We start from the raw sequence: 17,348 nt of genomic DNA on the forward strand, positions 1-17,348 counted from the left end.
AAGGACCAGATTAGGCCTCTACACCCATCTCTTTGGCTTTTTCAACCACTTCTTCAATGCGGCCGACTAAGCGGAATGCATCTTCTGGAAGGTGATCGTATTTACCAGATAAGATTTCCTTGAAGCCTTTAACAGTTTCTTGCAATGGCACATAAGAACCTTTTTGGCCAGTGAACTGTTCTGCTACGTGGAAGTTTTGAGATAGGAAGAATTGAACACGACGAGCTCTGTGTACCACAAGCTTATCGTCCTCAGATAATTCATCCATACCTAAAATGGCAATGATATCTTGCAATTCTTTATAACGCTGCAATGTTTGCTGAACTTCACGCGCGATCGCATAATGCTCTTCGCCAACAATCTCAGGTGCAAGGGCACGAGATGTTGAAGCAAGTGGATCTACCGCTGGGTAAATCCCCATCTCTGTCAACTTACGCTCAAGGTTTGTCGTTGCATCAAGGTGAGCGAACGTTGTAGCTGGAGCTGGATCTGTATAGTCATCCGCAGGTACATAGATCGCTTGAATCGATGTAACCGATCCTACGTTTGTAGACGTGATACGCTCTTGAAGCTGACCCATTTCTGTTGCAAGAGTTGGCTGATAACCTACCGCTGAAGGCATACGTCCAAGAAGGGCTGATACTTCAGAACCTGCTTGTGTAAAACGATAGATGTTATCGATGAAGAACAATACGTCTTGACCTTGTTCATCACGGAAATGCTCTGCCATTGTCAAACCAGTTAGAGCTACACGCATACGTGCACCTGGTGGCTCGTTCATTTGGCCGAAGACCATCGCTGTTTTTTCAATAACGCCAGAATCTTTCATTTCGTAGTAAAGGTCATTTCCTTCACGTGTACGCTCTCCAACACCAGCGAATACAGAAATACCGCCGTGTTCTTGTGCGATGTTGTTGATCAATTCTTGAATCAGAACGGTTTTACCAACACCGGCTCCACCGAATAGACCGATCTTTCCACCTTTGATGTAAGGAGCAAGAAGGTCAACAACTTTGATACCTGTTTCAAGAATTTCAACTTCTGTAGAAAGTTGATCAAAAGAAGGCGCTTGTCTGTGGATTGGGTCTCTTTGCGCTTCCACACCAAGTGGCTCATCTAAGTCAATGTTATCTCCCAGTACGTTGAATACACGTCCAAGTGTTACGTTACCAACTGGTACTGAAATTGGTTTTCCAAGGTCTACAGCTTCCATACCGCGCTTCACACCGTCTGTTGATGCCATTGCGATGGTTCTCACTGTATCATCACCTAAATGTAGTGCTACTTCTAAAGTTAAGTCGATATCAACTTCACTTTCGCTTTCCGCTTTATGCGAAACTTTGATCGCATTATAAATCTCAGGCAAGTGACCGTCTTCAAAACGAACGTCTACGACTGGTCCCATGATCTGACTGATGCGTCCTGTTTTCATTGCATTCCCTCCTGACAATTATTTCTATTCTAAGGCAGCTGCTCCGCCGACAATTTCTGTAATCTCTTGTGTAATCGCTGCTTGACGAGCACGGTTGTAAGAGAGTGTCAGGCTGTCGATCAATTCTTTTGCGTTGTCTGTTGCACTCTTCATTGCTGTCATCCTTGCAGCATGTTCACTTGCTTTGCTGTCAAGAAGCGCACCGAAAATCAAACTCTCTGCATATTGAGGAAGGAGAACTTCAAGAATTTCTTCTTCAGAAGGCTCAAACTCATAAGATGCGGAACGTTTATTTGGTGTTGCTGCGGCCGAAAGGTCCGTTAGCGGCAATAATTTTTTCTCTGTTACTTCTTGTGAAATGGCACTGACGAAATGGTTATAGAACATGTAAAGCTCATCAAACGCTTCATCAGAGAACATTTGTACTGTACTGCTTGCTAATTCTTTAATATCAGCAAACGCTACTTCGTCTCCAAGCCCTGTGACTTCAGAAATAACTGGAATACCACGCTTTTTGAAGAAGTCGCGTCCGATTTTACCAATCACAATCACCGCATATTCATCAGCAGATTGATGACGAGATTGAATGGCTTGGTAAGCGGCACGTAAAATCGAGCTGTTAAAAGGTCCTGCAAGTCCTCGATCAGATGTAATGACGAGATACCCTGTTTTCTTAACAGGTCTTGAAAGAAGCATTGGGTGCTTAGCACTTGTTCCAGTTGCGATTGCCGCAACGACTTCTTGGATTTTCTCCATGTAAGGAACAAAGGACTTCGCATTATTTTCAGCACGATTCAGTTTCGCAGCTGATACCATTTGCATCGCTTTTGTGATCTGACTCGATTTTTTTGTTGACGTGATCCTTGACTTAATATCGCGTAATGAGGCCAAAGATTTCACCACCTTTTTTCAGGAATCCGTGTTCATTTACGTGAAAAGAGAGAAAAAGAGAATCTTTTTCTCTCGGAAAGATTACTAATTAGTTGCTTGGTGCAAACGTACGTTTAAAGCCTTCGATCGCTGCTTTCCACTCTTCATCAGCAGGCATGTTTCCTGTTTGAGAGATTGTGTCAAACAAGTCTTTATGGTTTTCTTCAATGTACATGAATAACTCAGCTTCAAAGCGTTTGACATCAGCAATCGCTACATCATCTAAGTATCCTCTTGTCAGTGCATAAAGAATCGCTACTTGTTTTTCAACTTTCAGCGGCTTGTTCAAGTCTTGTTTTAAGACTTCAACTGTTCTAGCACCACGGTTTAATTTGGCTTGAGTCGCTTGGTCTAGATCAGATCCAAACTGAGCGAATGCTTCAAGCTCACGATAAGAAGCAAGATCCAGACGAAGTGTACCTGCTACCTTTTTCATCGCTTTGATTTGTGCAGAACCACCTACACGAGATACAGACAATCCTGCGTTTACCGCTGGACGTACGCCTGAGAAGAAGAGGTCAGATTGTAAGAAGATCTGTCCATCTGTGATTGAGATAACGTTTGTTGGGATATATGCAGAGATATCACCAGCTTGCGTTTCTACGAAAGGCAATGCTGTGATAGAACCGCCACCCTTTTCATCACTAAGCTTCGCTGCACGCTCTAATAAACGAGAGTGAAGATAGAAAACATCACCAGGGAATGCTTCACGGCCTGGAGGACGACGAAGCAATAATGAAAGCTCACGGTAAGCTGCCGCTTGTTTAGAAAGGTCATCATACACAACAAGCACATGCTTGCCGTTATACATGAATTCCTCACCCATCGTTACACCTGCATAAGGAGCAAGGTAAAGAAGTGGAGCTGGCTGTGATGCAGAAGCTGTGACAACGATTGTGTAGTCAAGCGCACCATGCTTACGAAGTGTTTCAACAACACCACGAACAGTTGATTCTTTTTGTCCGATCGCTACATAGATACAGATCATGTCTTGATCTTTTTGGTTCAGGATCGTATCAATTGCAACAGATGTTTTACCTGTTTGACGGTCCCCAATGATCAATTCACGCTGTCCGCGTCCGATTGGAATCAAGGCATCAATTGCTTTAATTCCCGTTTGAAGCGGCTCATGTACCGATTTACGATCCATAACGCCTGGTGCTTCACTTTCAATTGGACGTGTTTTGCTTGTTAAAATTGGACCTAGTCCATCAACAGGCTGACCAAGTGGGTTCACAATACGTCCGATTAACTCTTCTCCTACTGGAACCTCCATGATACGACCTGTACGTTTTACGTCGTCACCTTCACGGATATCTTTGTAAGGTCCTAAGATTACGATACCTACGTTAGACTCCTCAAGGTTTTGAGCCATACCCATTACACCGTTAGAGAACTCAACAAGCTCTCCTGCCATAATGTTGTCAAGGCCATGTACACGCGCGATACCGTCCCCTACTTGAATGACTGTACCGACATCTTTTACTTCAATTTCAGATTGATAGTTTTGGATTTGCTGCTTTATCAGCGCGCTAATCTCTTCAGCTTTGATACTCACTAAGGTTTCACCCCTTCTAACGATTTTCGCCTGCAAGCTGACGTTCAATGCGGGAAAGCTTTCCGCTGACACTGCCGTCATAAATGCGGTTTCCGATACGGATTTTCACTCCGCCTATTAGATCCTTGTCAATCACGTTTTCTACACGCAGTGATGTGACTCCGGCTTTTTTGGCAAATACTTCAGATAAAGATTGAATTTCAGCTCCGCTGAGCGGTTTCACTGAATACACGATCGCATCGTCTATTTGTTTCGTACGGTTTGCAAGTTTCACAAACTCAGACGCCATTTCAGGAAAAATATTCGTGCGTCCACGGTCAATCAGTAAATACATTGTGTGCAAAACATATGTCGAAACACCTTTGAAAGCTTCTGCAATCAGATGTTTCTTTTTGTCTGCCGTAATCTTCGGATGAACAAGAAAGTCATTTAATTCTTGGTCAGCCTTGAGAACTTTTTTGATCTCATTCAGCTCTTTTTCAGTTTCGTCTACTGCCGAAGAAGCAAGAACGATGTCAAAAAGAGCAGAAGCGTAACGCTTAGAGACAATAGTCACGCTCATCGGCTTTCGCCTGCCTCTTTAAGATACTCTTGGATCAATTTCTCTTGTGCTTGCTCATCAAGTTCTTTTTCAATCACTTTAGAAGCAATTAATACAGAAAGTGATGCAACTTGCTCGCGCAGTGCAGCCACAGCTTGTTCTTTTTCTTTCACGATTTCAGTTCTAGCAGACTCTTTCAAGCGCTCTGATTCTTGACGCGCTGCTTGAATGATGTCTTCTTTTTGTTTCTCACCAATCTTTTTCGCATTTTCGATGAGTGTATGTGATTCTTCGCGTGCTTCTTTCAATAAGACACGTTGTTCTTCAAGAAGCTTTTCAGCTTGAACGTGCTTTTCTTCAGCACTTGAAATTTCATTTCCTATATAATCTTCACGCTGTTTCATAATCCCTAATAAAGGCTTAAGCGCAAATTTCTTTAAAAGTGCAAGCAGGATGAGCATAGCGATCAGCTGGAATATGATATCTCCGGTGTTTAGACCTGCTCCTAAAACTACTGGTAACTGAGACATTTAGTACGGCAACTCCCTTCTTTAAATAATATGTTAAGAAACAAAACATAAAGGAATGGCGAAGTTTCGAACTAATCTGATCTTCGCCATTAAAATTCATATTAGAACGCTTCTCACATATTAACCAAAGAATGCCAAGAATGCGATAACGACAGCGATAATTGGAAGTGCCTCAACTAAAGCTACCCCGATGAACATAAGAGTTCTTAGTTCTCTACCAGCTTCTGGCTGACGAGCGATTCCTTCAACTGTTTTAGATACGATTAGACCGTTACCAATACCTGCTCCTAGTGCTCCTAAACCGATTGCAATTGCTGCTGCTATTAAATTCATTAAAAAGCTCCTCCTTTAAAATAACGTCCTTTTTGGACTCTCAATTTTTTAGTGTTCGTCGCTGACTTTATGGGAGATATACACCATTGTCAGCATGGTGAAGATAAATGCCTGGATGGTTCCGACAAACAAACTGAATGCCTGCCATACAATCATCGGCACGATGGCACCTAATGTACCAATGATACCTAGTGCAAGGTTTTGCGAATAGAAATTAGTCGCAAGTCCTGCAAGTAAACCAAGAAGAATCTCTCCAGCGAAAATATTTCCATAAAGACGCAAACCAAGTGTTAATGTGTTTGCAAATTCTTCAATAATTTTCAGCGGTACTAAAAGTGGGATTGGTCTAAAGTAGTCTTTTGTATATTCCTTGACTCCTTTTGCTTTAACACCATAGTAGTGTGTCAATCCCATGACCATAACCGCTAGTGTCATTGTGATTGCAGGATCAGCAGTTGGTGATTTCCACCATAAGTTGTGATCGACCGTAATCGAGAATGGCAGTCCAAGCATGTTTGAAACAAATATGTACATGAGTAATGTAACGCCAAGCGCTAGAAATGGGGCTCCTGTTTTCATGTCCATCGAACTACCTATGATATTTCGAACAAAATCAACAATCCATTCCATGAAGTTCTGCGCCTTTGTCGGACGAATAGCCAGAACACGAGTAGTCAGCACCGCTATGAGAAGAACGATGATACTAGCAATCGTAATCATGAGAACATTGGATAAGTTGAACGTTAACCCTAAAAATTCTGTAGTTTTTGAACTGTGACCCAAAGAGTATTCACCTCTCTTCCATAGTAGAACGTTTAAGTTGAATGAAGGAATCTATCATAATGACAGGATATATTGTCATTAATCCTATAACAACACCTGCCAGATGAACTTCGTTAGGGTAACGCCAAGCAATCGCTACTGCGAGAATTGCGTTGGCCCACCTGGCTGTACTTCCCATTGAACGAATAGATTTTCCTTTTTTAACTGCTCGATCAAAAGCATGCATTCTCCGAATAAGCAGGAATAAATTAAAGAAAGCAAAAATTGTGCCGATAATGAAACCAAGAAACAGTGGTTTAAAACCAGGCATGGCATAGCCAAACACAAAAATTGCCAATAAATAGAACATATATTTACTCTGTCTGCGGAAAATGACGTTTGGATCGTTCATTCATCTGACTCCCGATGAAAAATATTGTAAAAAAGGTGATAAATGGTGATGAAAACTGCGTAGAAGACGCTTATGATAAGCCGTCCTATTTGAAAAAAATCAATCACCCATCGGTCTAATTGTGCAATCAGACTTGAAATCTTTAGATCTATGGGATTCTGCTTCATTCGCTGATACAAACCCTGATTATTAAAGGGTTCACAATGAGGATTAGTAGAGTGCTATAGGCTATGAAAACCTTACCATAATACCCTCGTTTAGCATACAATAGCGTCTATGATGTGTCAATCCGTTGAAAGTTAAAAAACTTTTCTATAATGAGAGAGCACACAAAATGTTCACAATTTCATCAAACTTTAGGAGAGTTGTGACATTCATGCAAAAAAACTGCTAATGTTCAGTATACATTGATTTTTCTAAGAACGATATCAACCGTTTGTCATATTTTTCAAAAAAGCCCACATGCACGTTTGCATGTGGGCTTTTCATGAATCATTCTTATTTTGTTCCATACATACGGTCACCAGCATCACCAAGACCTGGGATGATGTAACCTTTTTCGTTTAACTTCTCATCTAATGCCGCAATGTAGATATCAACATCTGGATGATGTTTTTGCATTTCTTCTACACCTTCTGGCGCAGCAATCAGACACATGAAGCGGATGTTTTTCGCACCGCGTTTTTTCAAGCTGTTTAATGCTTCTACTGCTGATCCGCCCGTTGCAAGCATTGGGTCTACTACGATAAATTCACGCTCTTCCACATCAGATGGAAGCTTCACATAATATTCAACAGGCTTTAATGTCTTCGGATCACGGTATAAACCGACATGTCCCACTTTGGCAGCTGGAATGAGTTTCAAAATCCCGTCTACCATTCCAAGACCTGCTCTTAAAATCGGCACAACTCCGAGTTTTTTACCTGAGATCACGTTTGATTTAGCGACTTGTACAGGTGTTTCTACATCTACCTCTTCAAGCGGTAAGTCTCTTGTGATTTCAAATGCCATTAATGTTGCGACTTCATCCACTAGCTCTCTAAATTCTTTTGTTCCTGTATGAACGTCACGAATATATGTAAGTTTGTGCTGAATAAGCGGGTGATCAAATACATAAACCTTTGCCATTGCTTGCTACAACTCCTTTTCTGTCATCTTCCGGTGAACTTTGCACACTTCCTACAATTCTACATAAAAAGACATCATCTTTCAATATGATTCGCAAATCCTACAAAAAAAACCCACATGCCAAAAATAGGCAAATGGGTCTGCATCTTAATAATCTAATTCTTGATATAGAGGGAAACGAGCTGTCAGATCAGATACACGCTTTTTCGCCTCTTCTAATTTCGTTTCATCTTCATGATGTTTCAGAGCAAGCGCAATAATGGAACCGACTTCTTTCATCGCTTCTTGATCGAAGCCACGGCTTGTCACTGCTGCTGTACCTACACGTACACCACTTGTAACAAATGGTTTCTCTGGATCATATGGAATTGCATTTTTGTTCACAGTGATACCAATTTCATCAAGAACGTTTTCTGCAATTTTTCCTGTAATGCCAAGAGAGCGCAAGTCGATGAGAACAAGATGGTTATCTGTTCCACCAGATACAAGCTGAATATCCTCAGATAAAAGTGTTTCAGCTAGTTGTTTTGCGTTATCAATCACGTTTTGTGCATATGTTTTGAAATCTCCGTTCAATACTTCACCGAAAGAAACAGCTTTTGCAGAGATCACATGCATGAGTGGTCCACCTTGAATACCAGGGAAGATCGATTTGTCGATCTTTTTACCAAACTCTTCACGGCATAGAATCATTCCGCCGCGAGGTCCGCGCAATGTTTTGTGAGTTGTCGTTGTCACAAAATCAGCGTAAGGAACAGGATTTGGATGAAGACCTGCTGCAACAAGACCCGCGATGTGAGCCATGTCCACCATAAAGTAAGCACCGACTTCATCGGCAATTTCACGGAACTTTTTGAAATCAATTTGACGTGGGTAAGCACTTGCCCCCGCTACGATTAGTTTCGGCTTATGCTCACGTGCTTTTTCAAGTACATCTTGGTAGTCGATATGTTGTGTTTCTTTATCTACACCGTATTCTACAAAGTTGTACTGTACGCCACTAAAGTTTACAGGGCTTCCATGTGTTAAATGCCCGCCATGTGATAAGTTCATGCCTAGCACTGTATCGCCATGCTCAAGGATTGTAAAGTATACGGCCATATTCGCTTGAGCTCCTGAGTGAGGCTGTACGTTCACATACTCAGCGCCAAAAATTTCTTTTGCGCGGTCACGTGCGATATCTTCTACAACGTCTACATGTTCACAGCCGCCATAGTAGCGTTTACCAGGGTAACCTTCTGCATATTTGTTTGTTAAGACAGAGCCCTGCGCTTCCATGACTGCTTCGCTTACGAAGTTTTCTGATGCAATTAATTCGATTTTGTCCTGCTGGCGTTTCCGCTCTAGTTGAATTGCTTTGAATACTTGTGCGTCTTGCTCAGGTAAATGTTTCATCAGCGAAATCCTCTCCAATCTATTTCCATTCGATGTTTTCACCATCTCATTGTACACGGTTTTTGAGTAAAATGTAAAAGTTTTTTTTGGAAAATCGACTTCTTTTTTATGAAAACCCGAATATTCAAAGGGTGAAGCGTCTTCATCATTCAACATTATATTAGAAATATATCCGAACTATGAACTTGTATAAACGGCTCGTTCTCCGCCAATCAGCTTTGGACGAGTTTTTGCAAACGTCACATGTGCTTGTCCTAATTGATGACGGCTGAGACGGACCGGTACAGCTACCCGCTTTAAGTGCATGCCGATTAATGTATCACCGATATCAATCCCTGCATGCGCTGAAATGGATTCAACCAGCACAGGGTGTTCCATTTGCTGATACGCATGCGCCGCCATAGAACCACCCGCCTTACGGACAGGTACTGCCGCTACAATTTCTAAGTTAAGCCGGTACGCCACCTCTTCTTCCACAACGAGGGCACGATTCAAATGCTCGCAGCATTGGAAGGCCAATTCAATTCCTGTCTCGCGTCTCAGTTGATCGAGCTCTTGATAAATAGCTTCAGCAATTTGCTCACTTCCCGCTGTCCCAATGTGCTCGCCAGCCAATTCTGACGTACTGCAGCCAATCACTAAAATGTGGCCGGCTCGCAGTTCAACTGTTTGATGAAACTCTTTTAACATTTCAAGCCAATCTTGACCAATGTTCATGTTAAGCGCTCCTTACAGGTGCTTTTCTTCGTAATCAGCGATTTTACCAATCCGCACAGCATGACGTCCTGCAGTAAATTCTGTTGTCAGCCAAATGTGAGCAATCTCTCTTGCCAATCCTGGTCCAATGACTCGTTCTCCCATCGCAAGAACATTTGTATCGTTATGTTCTCTCGTCGCCTTTGCACTGAATGTATCATGCGCCAGTGCACAGCGGATGCCTTTCACTTTGTTTGCTGAAATGCTCATACCGATACCTGTCCCGCAAATCAAAATGCCTCGATCGACTTCCCCGTTTGCCACCATATTGGCTACAGGAAAAGCATAGTCAGGGTAGTCTACAGAACCTGATCCACATTCACAACCCATATCAATGTATTCAATCTTTAATTCATCCATTAGTTGTTTGATTTCTTCACGAATATTCGTTCCGCCGTGATCGGATGCAATGGCTACTTTCATCGGGCAATTCCTCCTAAGGGTGAGTTAATCTGTCATGTCTTACATTCATTCTTTATTTACAGTTATATTTTAACCTCTGCCTAGTCATTTGCAAACAAAAGCAGAAAAACCGTTTGCGCAACGGTTTTACAGGTTGTCCATTTATGAGGATTTGTGATCCTGTTTAAGCTTTTTAGCAAGTTGATACAATAGCGTTTCTAGTTCATCTCGTGTCTCCTGATAAATGGAGAGACTCCCTCCAAATGGATCCGACACGTCACCTTCTGATCCTGTCGCAAATTCTTTTAGAGTGAAGACCTTGTCTTTCACATGAGCATATTGCTCCACAATCAACTGTTTATGCTGAATCGTCATGGTGAAGACATAATCTGCTTCATGAAGAAGTTCTTCTGTTAGTTTAGACGATGAGTGATTCAGTGGAATGCTTTTCTCAAATAATGCTTCGACTGCTTGAGGAGAAGCCTTCCCTGCATCAGAGGCGAAGATGCCCGCTGATTTTACAGTGACCTGTAAGCCTTTTTCATCTGCAATGGAGGAAAAAAGGGCTTGAGCCATCGGACTTCTGCAAGTATTTCCCGTACAAACAAATAAGATATTCATCTTTCGACCTCCTTTTCTTCTATTATATAGCATTTCATTCTACATGTTATGTAAGGAGACTGGCTAGAGCGGAAATAATAATTTGATTCCAAAGGCTAGTAAAATCAATCCGCCAAGCGTCCCGCTGTATGAACCTACCCATGACCGAACCTGTTTACCGAGTAATAATCCAAGCCATGTGAGCATCATACTAAAAAAGCCAAACAATAAAATGGTCATCAACACCCGAGAACCGTAAATCCCCAGGCTTAAGCCAACGGAAAAACTATCTAAACTCACACTTGTTGCAAAAAGAACGAGACCGGCCCCAACAGGTGCGATAAATGGCTTATCTTCTTTTCGGATAGAAGCGATGATCATTTGCAGACCCAGCACCAAAAGCAGCGCCCCGCCTATATAGGTTGCTAGGAGCCCAAGCCAGCCAGATAAAAGCTGACCTGTTAGCATGCCAAAAAGCGGCATAAACATATGAAATATCCCAATGACAAGTCCAATATAAAGGATCTGGCGGAATCTCAGCTGAATCATCCCCATGCCGAGTCCAACCGAAAAGGCATCCATTCCAAGTGCAAAAGCCATGATACTGAGTGTCAGCAATTCGCCAGCTAGTTCATTCATGTAAATCCCCCTTGGACACGCATTCTCCTTTAACCTATGTTTGTCCAAGAGAGGTTAGAACTATTTGAATGAAGAGAGAGTGCGCCCTCCTGCCGCTTTTTGCAGACGGTTCATGATCGCAGAACCAACTCCCTGCTCTGAGAAGGCTTCTGAAATGATCAAGTCTACATCCGTTTCATCAAATTGTCTCAGCACACGATATAAGTTTGCCGCAACCGTTTCAGGCTTTTCTCTCCATCCACAGCTAAAGATAACATCTGCCGCAAACCATTCCTTCTTTTCTCCTGTCGTCAGCACACCTACTTTTAGTCCTTCAGCTCGGTACTTCTGAATGTGCAGCTGCATGTCTTCATCACTTCCATGAAATATATACATTTGTGCTTCAGGTGCATAATGTGTGTATTTCATTCCCGGCGATACAGGCGCCTCGTCCTTTTTCGTCAACCCTGGATCCGTGTTGACTGTTCCTACGACCTCTTCTAACGCTTCTTTTGTAATACCGCCCGGCCTTAAGATCACTGGAATCTCGTCTACACAGGATACAACCGTTGACTCCACGCCAATACCTGTTGAACCACCATCGACAATGCCAGCAATTTTCCCATCAAGATCACTCGCGACATGATCCGCAAGTGTCGGCGATGGTTTCCCCGAACGGTTGGCACTAGGCGCGGCAATTGGCAGACCAGCTGCTCGGATGAGTTCAAGCGCAACAGGATGATCAGGCATTCTTACGCCTACTGTCGTTAAACCTGCCGTCACCTGCTTTGATAATGTGCCCGGCTTACAAGGTAGAACAATGGTGAGAGCGCCTGGCCAAAAGGCATCCATCAGAGCTGTTACTTTTTCATTTTCTATTTGCGCAAATTCATGAAGCTGTTGAACATCCGCAATGTGAACAATCAACGGATTATCACTTGGGCGTCCTTTCGCTTCATAAATTTTCTTCACAGCCTCTGTCTCTTTTGCATTTGCCCCTAGTCCATAAACCGTTTCTGTCGGAAAAGCGACCACTTCATTCTGCCGCAACAACAGAGCTGCTTGTTCAATTTGTGGATAGTATGTGGATAAATCCTTTTTTAAATCCACAGACCATCTTTTTGTATTTAACATCATACAAACTCCTTTTAAAAAAGATAAAACTGTTGATATATCTCAATTATCCTTTTGAAAGTATAAAAGATGATGCTAAATAAAACAAGCGTTGTCCACAATTTGTGGATAACGCTTGTTTTACAGTGGATAAGTATGTGAATAAGTCCGGTGTTTTGTGATTAACTCGCTGTTTTTTGCAGCACAACCGCCTGCTCTTTTCCCAACGACTCTTTTGCATGCGCAGATACCCACACACTTTTTGGGATTTCCTCTATAGGCGTAAAGCCCATCAGCGCTAAAAAATCATGCGACGAGGAGTGATTGGCTACAACATAAAAGGTGTCCACACCTTGTTTTTCCCCTAGCGTTTGAACACTTTGGAACAGAGAAACGATATGCCCCTGACCAAGTTTATCTGATATCACAAGTGATCTTAGCAATCCTTCTTGTTCATTTAGTCGTTCAAGACCTAAACAGCCTGCAAGCTCACCGTCTGCATCTTCCATGACCACAAATGACGTACGCTCTGCAATCGTCACCCCGCCTTTTGCTTGGCCTTTTTCAAGAAAAGCATTAATGGCCGGGGCATCTTCTTCTGTCGCTATTCTTAATTGATAATACATGCTTTCACCTCTTTTTGTTCTCTTACTTCAACTCTATGAGACAAAAACAGATTTAGACCTTTTTTAAGAGAAAAGACTAGAGACCCATTCGAACAGAAAGAATTTCACTTCACCCGTCTCTTCTTTTTTTACCACTTCATTGACAGATTCATTTGATGGCTCTGCGGCTACCTGCTCTTTATCATCTCCTTCTGGTGAGGCGATCGCTTCTCCGTTTGAAAAATCGATAAAGCAGAGCGGTGGGAATAACACACACCACCAATTGGCTCCGTCTCCTTCCCCTAACGTAATCAAAATGGCTTCATATTTCCCAGCAGGATAAACAAAGTTGCCATATAGCTTTGTTGGAAATGAGGCTTTTTGAAAGCTGACCGATACGGATTGATCAATGTGTTGTTCCTTTAATTTTGCTTTGGCAATACGATTGATGTCTGGAAGCTTTGAACGAATCACACGTCTAGCTTCTTCAATGGATGTGAGGTCTTTCACCCACTCCGTTATATTGGCATTGACCTCATCTCGAATACTTCGTTTCACACCTTGATCTGCCGACCGGTCACTGTTGGCTAAAATGCGTAAACGAATGGCTTCATCTGGAATCACAACAGGCTGATTGGCAGAAGCAGCCGCCGTCTCCTCTTTTCCAAGGTTTGCAAAAGCACCACATAATAATAGAAACATATAAAGACAAATCATCATTTTACTTTTGAACATAATGTGTTCCCCCCACTTTTTCTCTTCGCTACAAACATTGTGTCCAGGAAACGCATCTCGTAAACAGCAAAAATGATTTTTTTAATAGATTATGAGTAAAAAACAACTACATGAGGTGAGCGAATCAATGTTTTTTCTGCATGCAAAAAAGCCATTCAACAACTTATGAACGGCTTTTTAGTGAGGATTGGTAATCGGAAGGGTACAGTCTTCCATCCCAATCTCGGCTGATTTTTAATCCCGAATCTGTTTTGATAACTGTCATTGCACCTTTTTTCTCAATTTCCTTTTTGACCTTTCCTTTATGGTCAATAAATTGAATGATCATTTCATAGTCAAATTCAATCCTGTCATCGCTTTCATCTGAAGGTGTAAACGTAATTTTTTTCAGTTTAATTTGACAATCTTGATCTTTTGCTGCTTCTAATACACTTGGAAACATGCTGTCTTCTGTATATTCTTGATATTCATGCTCGGTTAAATAATCCTTCAACTTCTCCTTCATGTCAGATAGGTCATCCGTCCGATTCACTGTGTATTGTGCTTTTTTATAGTTTTCCCCAAATGCTGCTGCTTCTTTTTTAAAGCTCGGTTTACCGCAAGCACTCACAATCAATAGTACACTGACGATGACCAACACCATCGCATACCTTCTGTTCACACCATTCGCTCCTTCAAAACAAATTTATGTAAAAAATCATGATCAGAATGTTCATTCTTCTATATATACGTTTCCCTTTTACCATAAGTTTCATCTTTACATAATAAAATAGTCCGACTTTATTCAGCCGGACTTCCGTTTTGAATGTGTGCGCAAACCGCTCGATCCTTTCCGTTGATGTCCTTGATGATATGAACATCAGCTGAAGGGAACGCCTGCAAAAGAAGCGCTTTTACATCTTGTGCTTGTGTATGTCCTATTTCAAGGACAACCACCGCTTGCTGATGAAGTACTTTGTGGAGATCACAGGCGATACGCTCATAAAACCACAGGCCATCACGCCCATCTGTCAGCGCATTGACAGGTTCATGCTTTGTGACAACCTCTGATAAACCATCCATTTCTTCTGCCGCAATATAAGGCGGATTGGAAATAAACACATCGACTTTGATGCCCTGAGCCATAATCGGTTCAAGTAAATCCCCTTGGACAAAATGAACGTCTGCACCAAGCGCTTCTTGATTTCGCTTTGCTACTTCAAGTGCTTCATGTGAAATATCCGTCGCTGTCACAGTGAGAGATTCTTTTTCAAGAGCTAACGTAATCGCAATTGCACCGCTACCTGTTCCTACATCAACAGCTTTGAGCGGCTGATCATTAGGAAACACACGATTCATCATATTCAATGCCGCCAGCACCACTTCCTCCGTTTCAGGACGAGGAATCAGAACGTGTTTGTTTACCTCAAAAGGACGCCCATAAAAAAATTCAACACCCGTTAAATGCTGCACAGGCACTCCACGCTTGTGCTGTGCGACGAACTTGCTGAATTGTGAATCTTGCTCCTCTGGCAGTGGATCATGAAAACGGGCAAGAAGTTCACTTCTGCTCCATCCAAGCACATGCATCAACATTAACTCTGCTGCGTTTTGGTCTCTGCCCGCTTCCGTTAACAAAGAAGAAGCCCATTTAAGGGCTTCAAAGATCGTTCGCTCTTTATTTTGCATTTTGAAGTTTTCTTGCTTGGTCTTCCATAATTAATGCATCAATGACCTCGTCAAGTTTTCCTTCTAAAATTTGATCAAGCTTTTGAATCGTCAATCCGATACGGTGGTCCGTCACACGGTTTTGCGGGAAATTGTACGTACGGATACGCTCTGAACGATCCCCTGTTCCAACAGCAGATTTACGGGTTTGATCATATTCAGCTTGTGCTTCACGCTGGAATTTATCATAAATTCTCGCACGCAAAACTTTCATCGCTTTTTCTTTGTTTTTGATTTGTGATTTCTCATCCTGACAGGAAACCACTACACCTGTTGGAAGGTGAGTCAAACGAACAGCAGACATTGTGGTATTAACACTTTGTCCCCCTGGTCCGCTTGATGCGAATGTATCCACACGAATATCTTTTTCGTGGATATCAATTTCAACTTCCTCCGCCTCTGGTAATACAGCAACTGTCGCTGTTGATGTATGAATACGGCCGCCTGACTCAGTTTCAGGAACACGCTGCACGCGGTGTGCACCGTTTTCAAACTTTAGTTTAGAATATGCACCTTTACCGCTAATCATAAAGATGATCTCCTTATAACCGCCAGTTCCAGTGACACTCGCTTCCATGACTTCCGTTTTCCAGCCTTGCATTTCAGCATAACGGCTGTACATACGGTACAGGTTTCCTGCAAACAGCGCAGCCTCTTCTCCGCCCGCTGCACCACGAACCTCCACAATAACGTTCTTATCGTCATTCGGATCTTTCGGGATGAGCAAGATTTTCAGCTCGTCTTCTAAACGTTCTGTTTCCTCTGTGAGCTCTGAAATTTCTTCTTTGACCATGTCGCGCATATCGGCATCGAGCTTATCTTCCAGCATGGCTTTCGCATCACTTAGCTGATCATATGCCGCACGATATTGTCTATATACCTCAACAGTTTCTTGAATATCAGATTGTTCCTTCGAATATTCACGAAGCTTCTTAGGGTCGTTCACCACTTCAGGGTCACTTAAATATTCATTTAGCTTTTCATAGCGTTCTTCAATTGATTTTAAACGGTCTAACATGGTCTTCACCTCTGTTTTGTGCGTAACAGTCTAATTATAGTATAGCGGGGTATGACAGTCAAAAAAATTTCCAAAACAATTGATTTTCTGCAATTTTTCACTAGAAAACACGATCTTTGGCGATTGGTTACTTGTTTTGTCTAACGTGAAGGAACGGATGCTCACGAAAGAGAATGGTACTTGTAATTGAAAAAAGGGAGGGCATTTGGTTTGAATACAAATGAGGTTGCAAAGGAAATTGGTGTATCTTCAAAAACCATTCAGCGCTGGGTTAAACAGCTCAACATCCCTGTCGCCCGGAATGAACTTGGACATTACGAATTTCATGATGACATTGTCCAGCTGCTCAAAGAGGTCCAACACCAAATGAACGAAGGTGTGATTCTCCATGACATTAGACTGCCGATCCATGAAGAAACCGCCCAGCAATTATCACCTGCTGTAGAAACTTCTGACTCATCAAAACGGATAGAAGCCTTAGAAGAACAAGTGAAACAGCTCCTTCAAGAGCAATCACATGTCAGTCATATTGAAGCCCGTTTCCAAGAAATAGAACGGAAACTCGCTAAGAAAGCAGATGAAGGCGTTTCCTACCAGCTCCTCCAGCACAGAAGAGAAATTGAAGAATTAACTGCAAAATTAGAACGCCTCACAACCACATTGACAAAACCAAAACCATCAAAAGAAGAAGAAAAGGAAAAGGCACACCCCGACATGAAAAAAAAGCGCGTGCTCTTCCCTCTGTTTCATTCATTTCGCTAAGAAAGGCTGCC

Annotated in this window: 21 protein-coding genes; 1 reads left to right on the top strand and 20 read right to left on the bottom strand. The window is 42.2% G+C overall.

Features of this window, described 5'->3' with window-relative positions; translation table 11 throughout:
• Positions 1-10 precede the first annotated feature (10 nt).
• From atpD to prfA, 20 genes are all read right to left on the bottom strand, one after another.
• Positions 11-1,432 (bottom strand): F0F1 ATP synthase subunit beta, encoded by a 1,422-nt coding sequence (gene atpD, locus M2369_RS06220; protein ID WP_008343395.1) that lies wholly within the window; start codon positions 1,430-1,432, stop codon positions 11-13.
• A gap of 24 nt (positions 1,433-1,456) precedes the next feature.
• Positions 1,457-2,323 carry a F0F1 ATP synthase subunit gamma gene (locus M2369_RS06225; protein WP_007497628.1) on the bottom strand — a complete coding sequence of 289 codons (867 nt, stop codon included), beginning with the start codon at positions 2,321-2,323 and terminating at the stop codon, positions 1,457-1,459.
• Positions 2,324-2,411: 88 nt separating this feature from the next.
• The gene (gene atpA / locus M2369_RS06230) at positions 2,412-3,920 is read right to left on the bottom strand and encodes a F0F1 ATP synthase subunit alpha (protein WP_008343398.1); all 1,509 of its coding nucleotides are present in this window, start codon (positions 3,918-3,920) and stop codon (positions 2,412-2,414) included.
• A 16-nt stretch (positions 3,921-3,936) separates the two neighbouring features.
• Complete coding sequence (locus tag M2369_RS06235; protein WP_007497632.1) at positions 3,937-4,482, bottom strand: F0F1 ATP synthase subunit delta; 546 nt, start codon at positions 4,480-4,482, stop codon at positions 3,937-3,939.
• Complete coding sequence (atpF, locus tag M2369_RS06240; protein WP_007497634.1) at positions 4,479-4,991, bottom strand: F0F1 ATP synthase subunit B; 513 nt, start codon at positions 4,989-4,991, stop codon at positions 4,479-4,481. Before atpF ends, M2369_RS06235 begins: the two co-directional genes overlap by 4 nt.
• Before the next feature lie 120 nt (positions 4,992-5,111).
• On the bottom strand, positions 5,112-5,324 hold the full coding sequence (atpE, locus tag M2369_RS06245; RefSeq protein ID WP_003214968.1) for a F0F1 ATP synthase subunit C: 213 nt from the start codon (positions 5,322-5,324) through the stop codon (positions 5,112-5,114).
• Positions 5,325-5,372: 48 nt separating this feature from the next.
• Positions 5,373-6,107: a F0F1 ATP synthase subunit A gene (gene atpB, locus M2369_RS06250; RefSeq protein ID WP_007497637.1), complete on the bottom strand. Its 735-nt coding sequence runs from the start codon at positions 6,105-6,107 to the stop codon at positions 5,373-5,375.
• Positions 6,108-6,114: 7 nt separating this feature from the next.
• On the bottom strand, positions 6,115-6,498 hold the full coding sequence (locus tag M2369_RS06255) for an ATP synthase subunit I (RefSeq protein WP_007497639.1): 384 nt from the start codon (positions 6,496-6,498) through the stop codon (positions 6,115-6,117).
• A 498-nt stretch (positions 6,499-6,996) separates the two neighbouring features.
• On the bottom strand, positions 6,997-7,626 hold the full coding sequence (gene upp / locus M2369_RS06260) for a uracil phosphoribosyltransferase (protein ID WP_003214553.1): 630 nt from the start codon (positions 7,624-7,626) through the stop codon (positions 6,997-6,999).
• A gap of 147 nt (positions 7,627-7,773) precedes the next feature.
• Positions 7,774-9,021 (bottom strand): serine hydroxymethyltransferase, encoded by a 1,248-nt coding sequence (glyA, locus tag M2369_RS06265; RefSeq protein WP_041508119.1) that lies wholly within the window; start codon positions 9,019-9,021, stop codon positions 7,774-7,776.
• Positions 9,022-9,198: 177 nt separating this feature from the next.
• Entirely contained in the window at positions 9,199-9,738 is a 540-nt protein-coding gene (locus tag M2369_RS06270; RefSeq protein ID WP_041507900.1) for a TIGR01440 family protein, read from the bottom strand.
• Positions 9,739-9,750: 12 nt separating this feature from the next.
• Positions 9,751-10,200: a ribose 5-phosphate isomerase B gene (rpiB, locus tag M2369_RS06275; protein ID WP_003214714.1), complete on the bottom strand. Its 450-nt coding sequence runs from the start codon at positions 10,198-10,200 to the stop codon at positions 9,751-9,753.
• Positions 10,201-10,341: 141 nt separating this feature from the next.
• Complete coding sequence (locus tag M2369_RS06280) at positions 10,342-10,800, bottom strand: low molecular weight protein arginine phosphatase (protein ID WP_017360042.1); 459 nt, start codon at positions 10,798-10,800, stop codon at positions 10,342-10,344.
• A 63-nt stretch (positions 10,801-10,863) separates the two neighbouring features.
• Complete coding sequence (locus M2369_RS06285) at positions 10,864-11,418, bottom strand: manganese efflux pump MntP (protein ID WP_008343411.1); 555 nt, start codon at positions 11,416-11,418, stop codon at positions 10,864-10,866.
• A 60-nt stretch (positions 11,419-11,478) separates the two neighbouring features.
• On the bottom strand, positions 11,479-12,531 hold the full coding sequence (locus M2369_RS06290; protein ID WP_008343412.1) for an L-threonylcarbamoyladenylate synthase: 1,053 nt from the start codon (positions 12,529-12,531) through the stop codon (positions 11,479-11,481).
• Positions 12,532-12,692: 161 nt separating this feature from the next.
• Positions 12,693-13,136 (bottom strand): GNAT family N-acetyltransferase, encoded by a 444-nt coding sequence (locus M2369_RS06295; protein ID WP_008343414.1) that lies wholly within the window; start codon positions 13,134-13,136, stop codon positions 12,693-12,695.
• A gap of 63 nt (positions 13,137-13,199) precedes the next feature.
• The gene (gene spoIIR, locus M2369_RS06300) at positions 13,200-13,850 is read right to left on the bottom strand and encodes a stage II sporulation protein R (RefSeq protein WP_008343416.1); all 651 of its coding nucleotides are present in this window, start codon (positions 13,848-13,850) and stop codon (positions 13,200-13,202) included.
• 163 nt (positions 13,851-14,013) lie between these two features.
• Complete coding sequence (locus tag M2369_RS06305; protein ID WP_019743247.1) at positions 14,014-14,493, bottom strand: hypothetical protein; 480 nt, start codon at positions 14,491-14,493, stop codon at positions 14,014-14,016.
• Positions 14,494-14,630: 137 nt separating this feature from the next.
• On the bottom strand, positions 14,631-15,518 hold the full coding sequence (prmC, locus tag M2369_RS06310; protein ID WP_045033923.1) for a peptide chain release factor N(5)-glutamine methyltransferase: 888 nt from the start codon (positions 15,516-15,518) through the stop codon (positions 14,631-14,633).
• Positions 15,508-16,575 carry a peptide chain release factor 1 gene (prfA, locus tag M2369_RS06315; protein WP_008343422.1) on the bottom strand — a complete coding sequence of 356 codons (1,068 nt, stop codon included), beginning with the start codon at positions 16,573-16,575 and terminating at the stop codon, positions 15,508-15,510. The genes prmC and prfA overlap by 11 nt, the downstream gene beginning before the upstream one ends.
• Before the next feature lie 210 nt (positions 16,576-16,785).
• Here prfA and racA point away from each other — a divergent pair, with 210 nt between their 5' ends.
• Positions 16,786-17,337, top strand: coding sequence for a chromosome-anchoring protein RacA (gene racA, locus M2369_RS06320; RefSeq protein ID WP_045033922.1), 552 nt, complete (start codon positions 16,786-16,788; stop codon positions 17,335-17,337).
• The last annotated feature ends 11 nt before the right edge of the window (positions 17,338-17,348 follow it).

Origin of the sequence: Bacillus sp. JUb11 (assembly GCF_024807925.1) — a bacterium.
GTDB lineage: Bacteria > Bacillota > Bacilli > Bacillales > Bacillaceae > Bacillus > Bacillus altitudinis.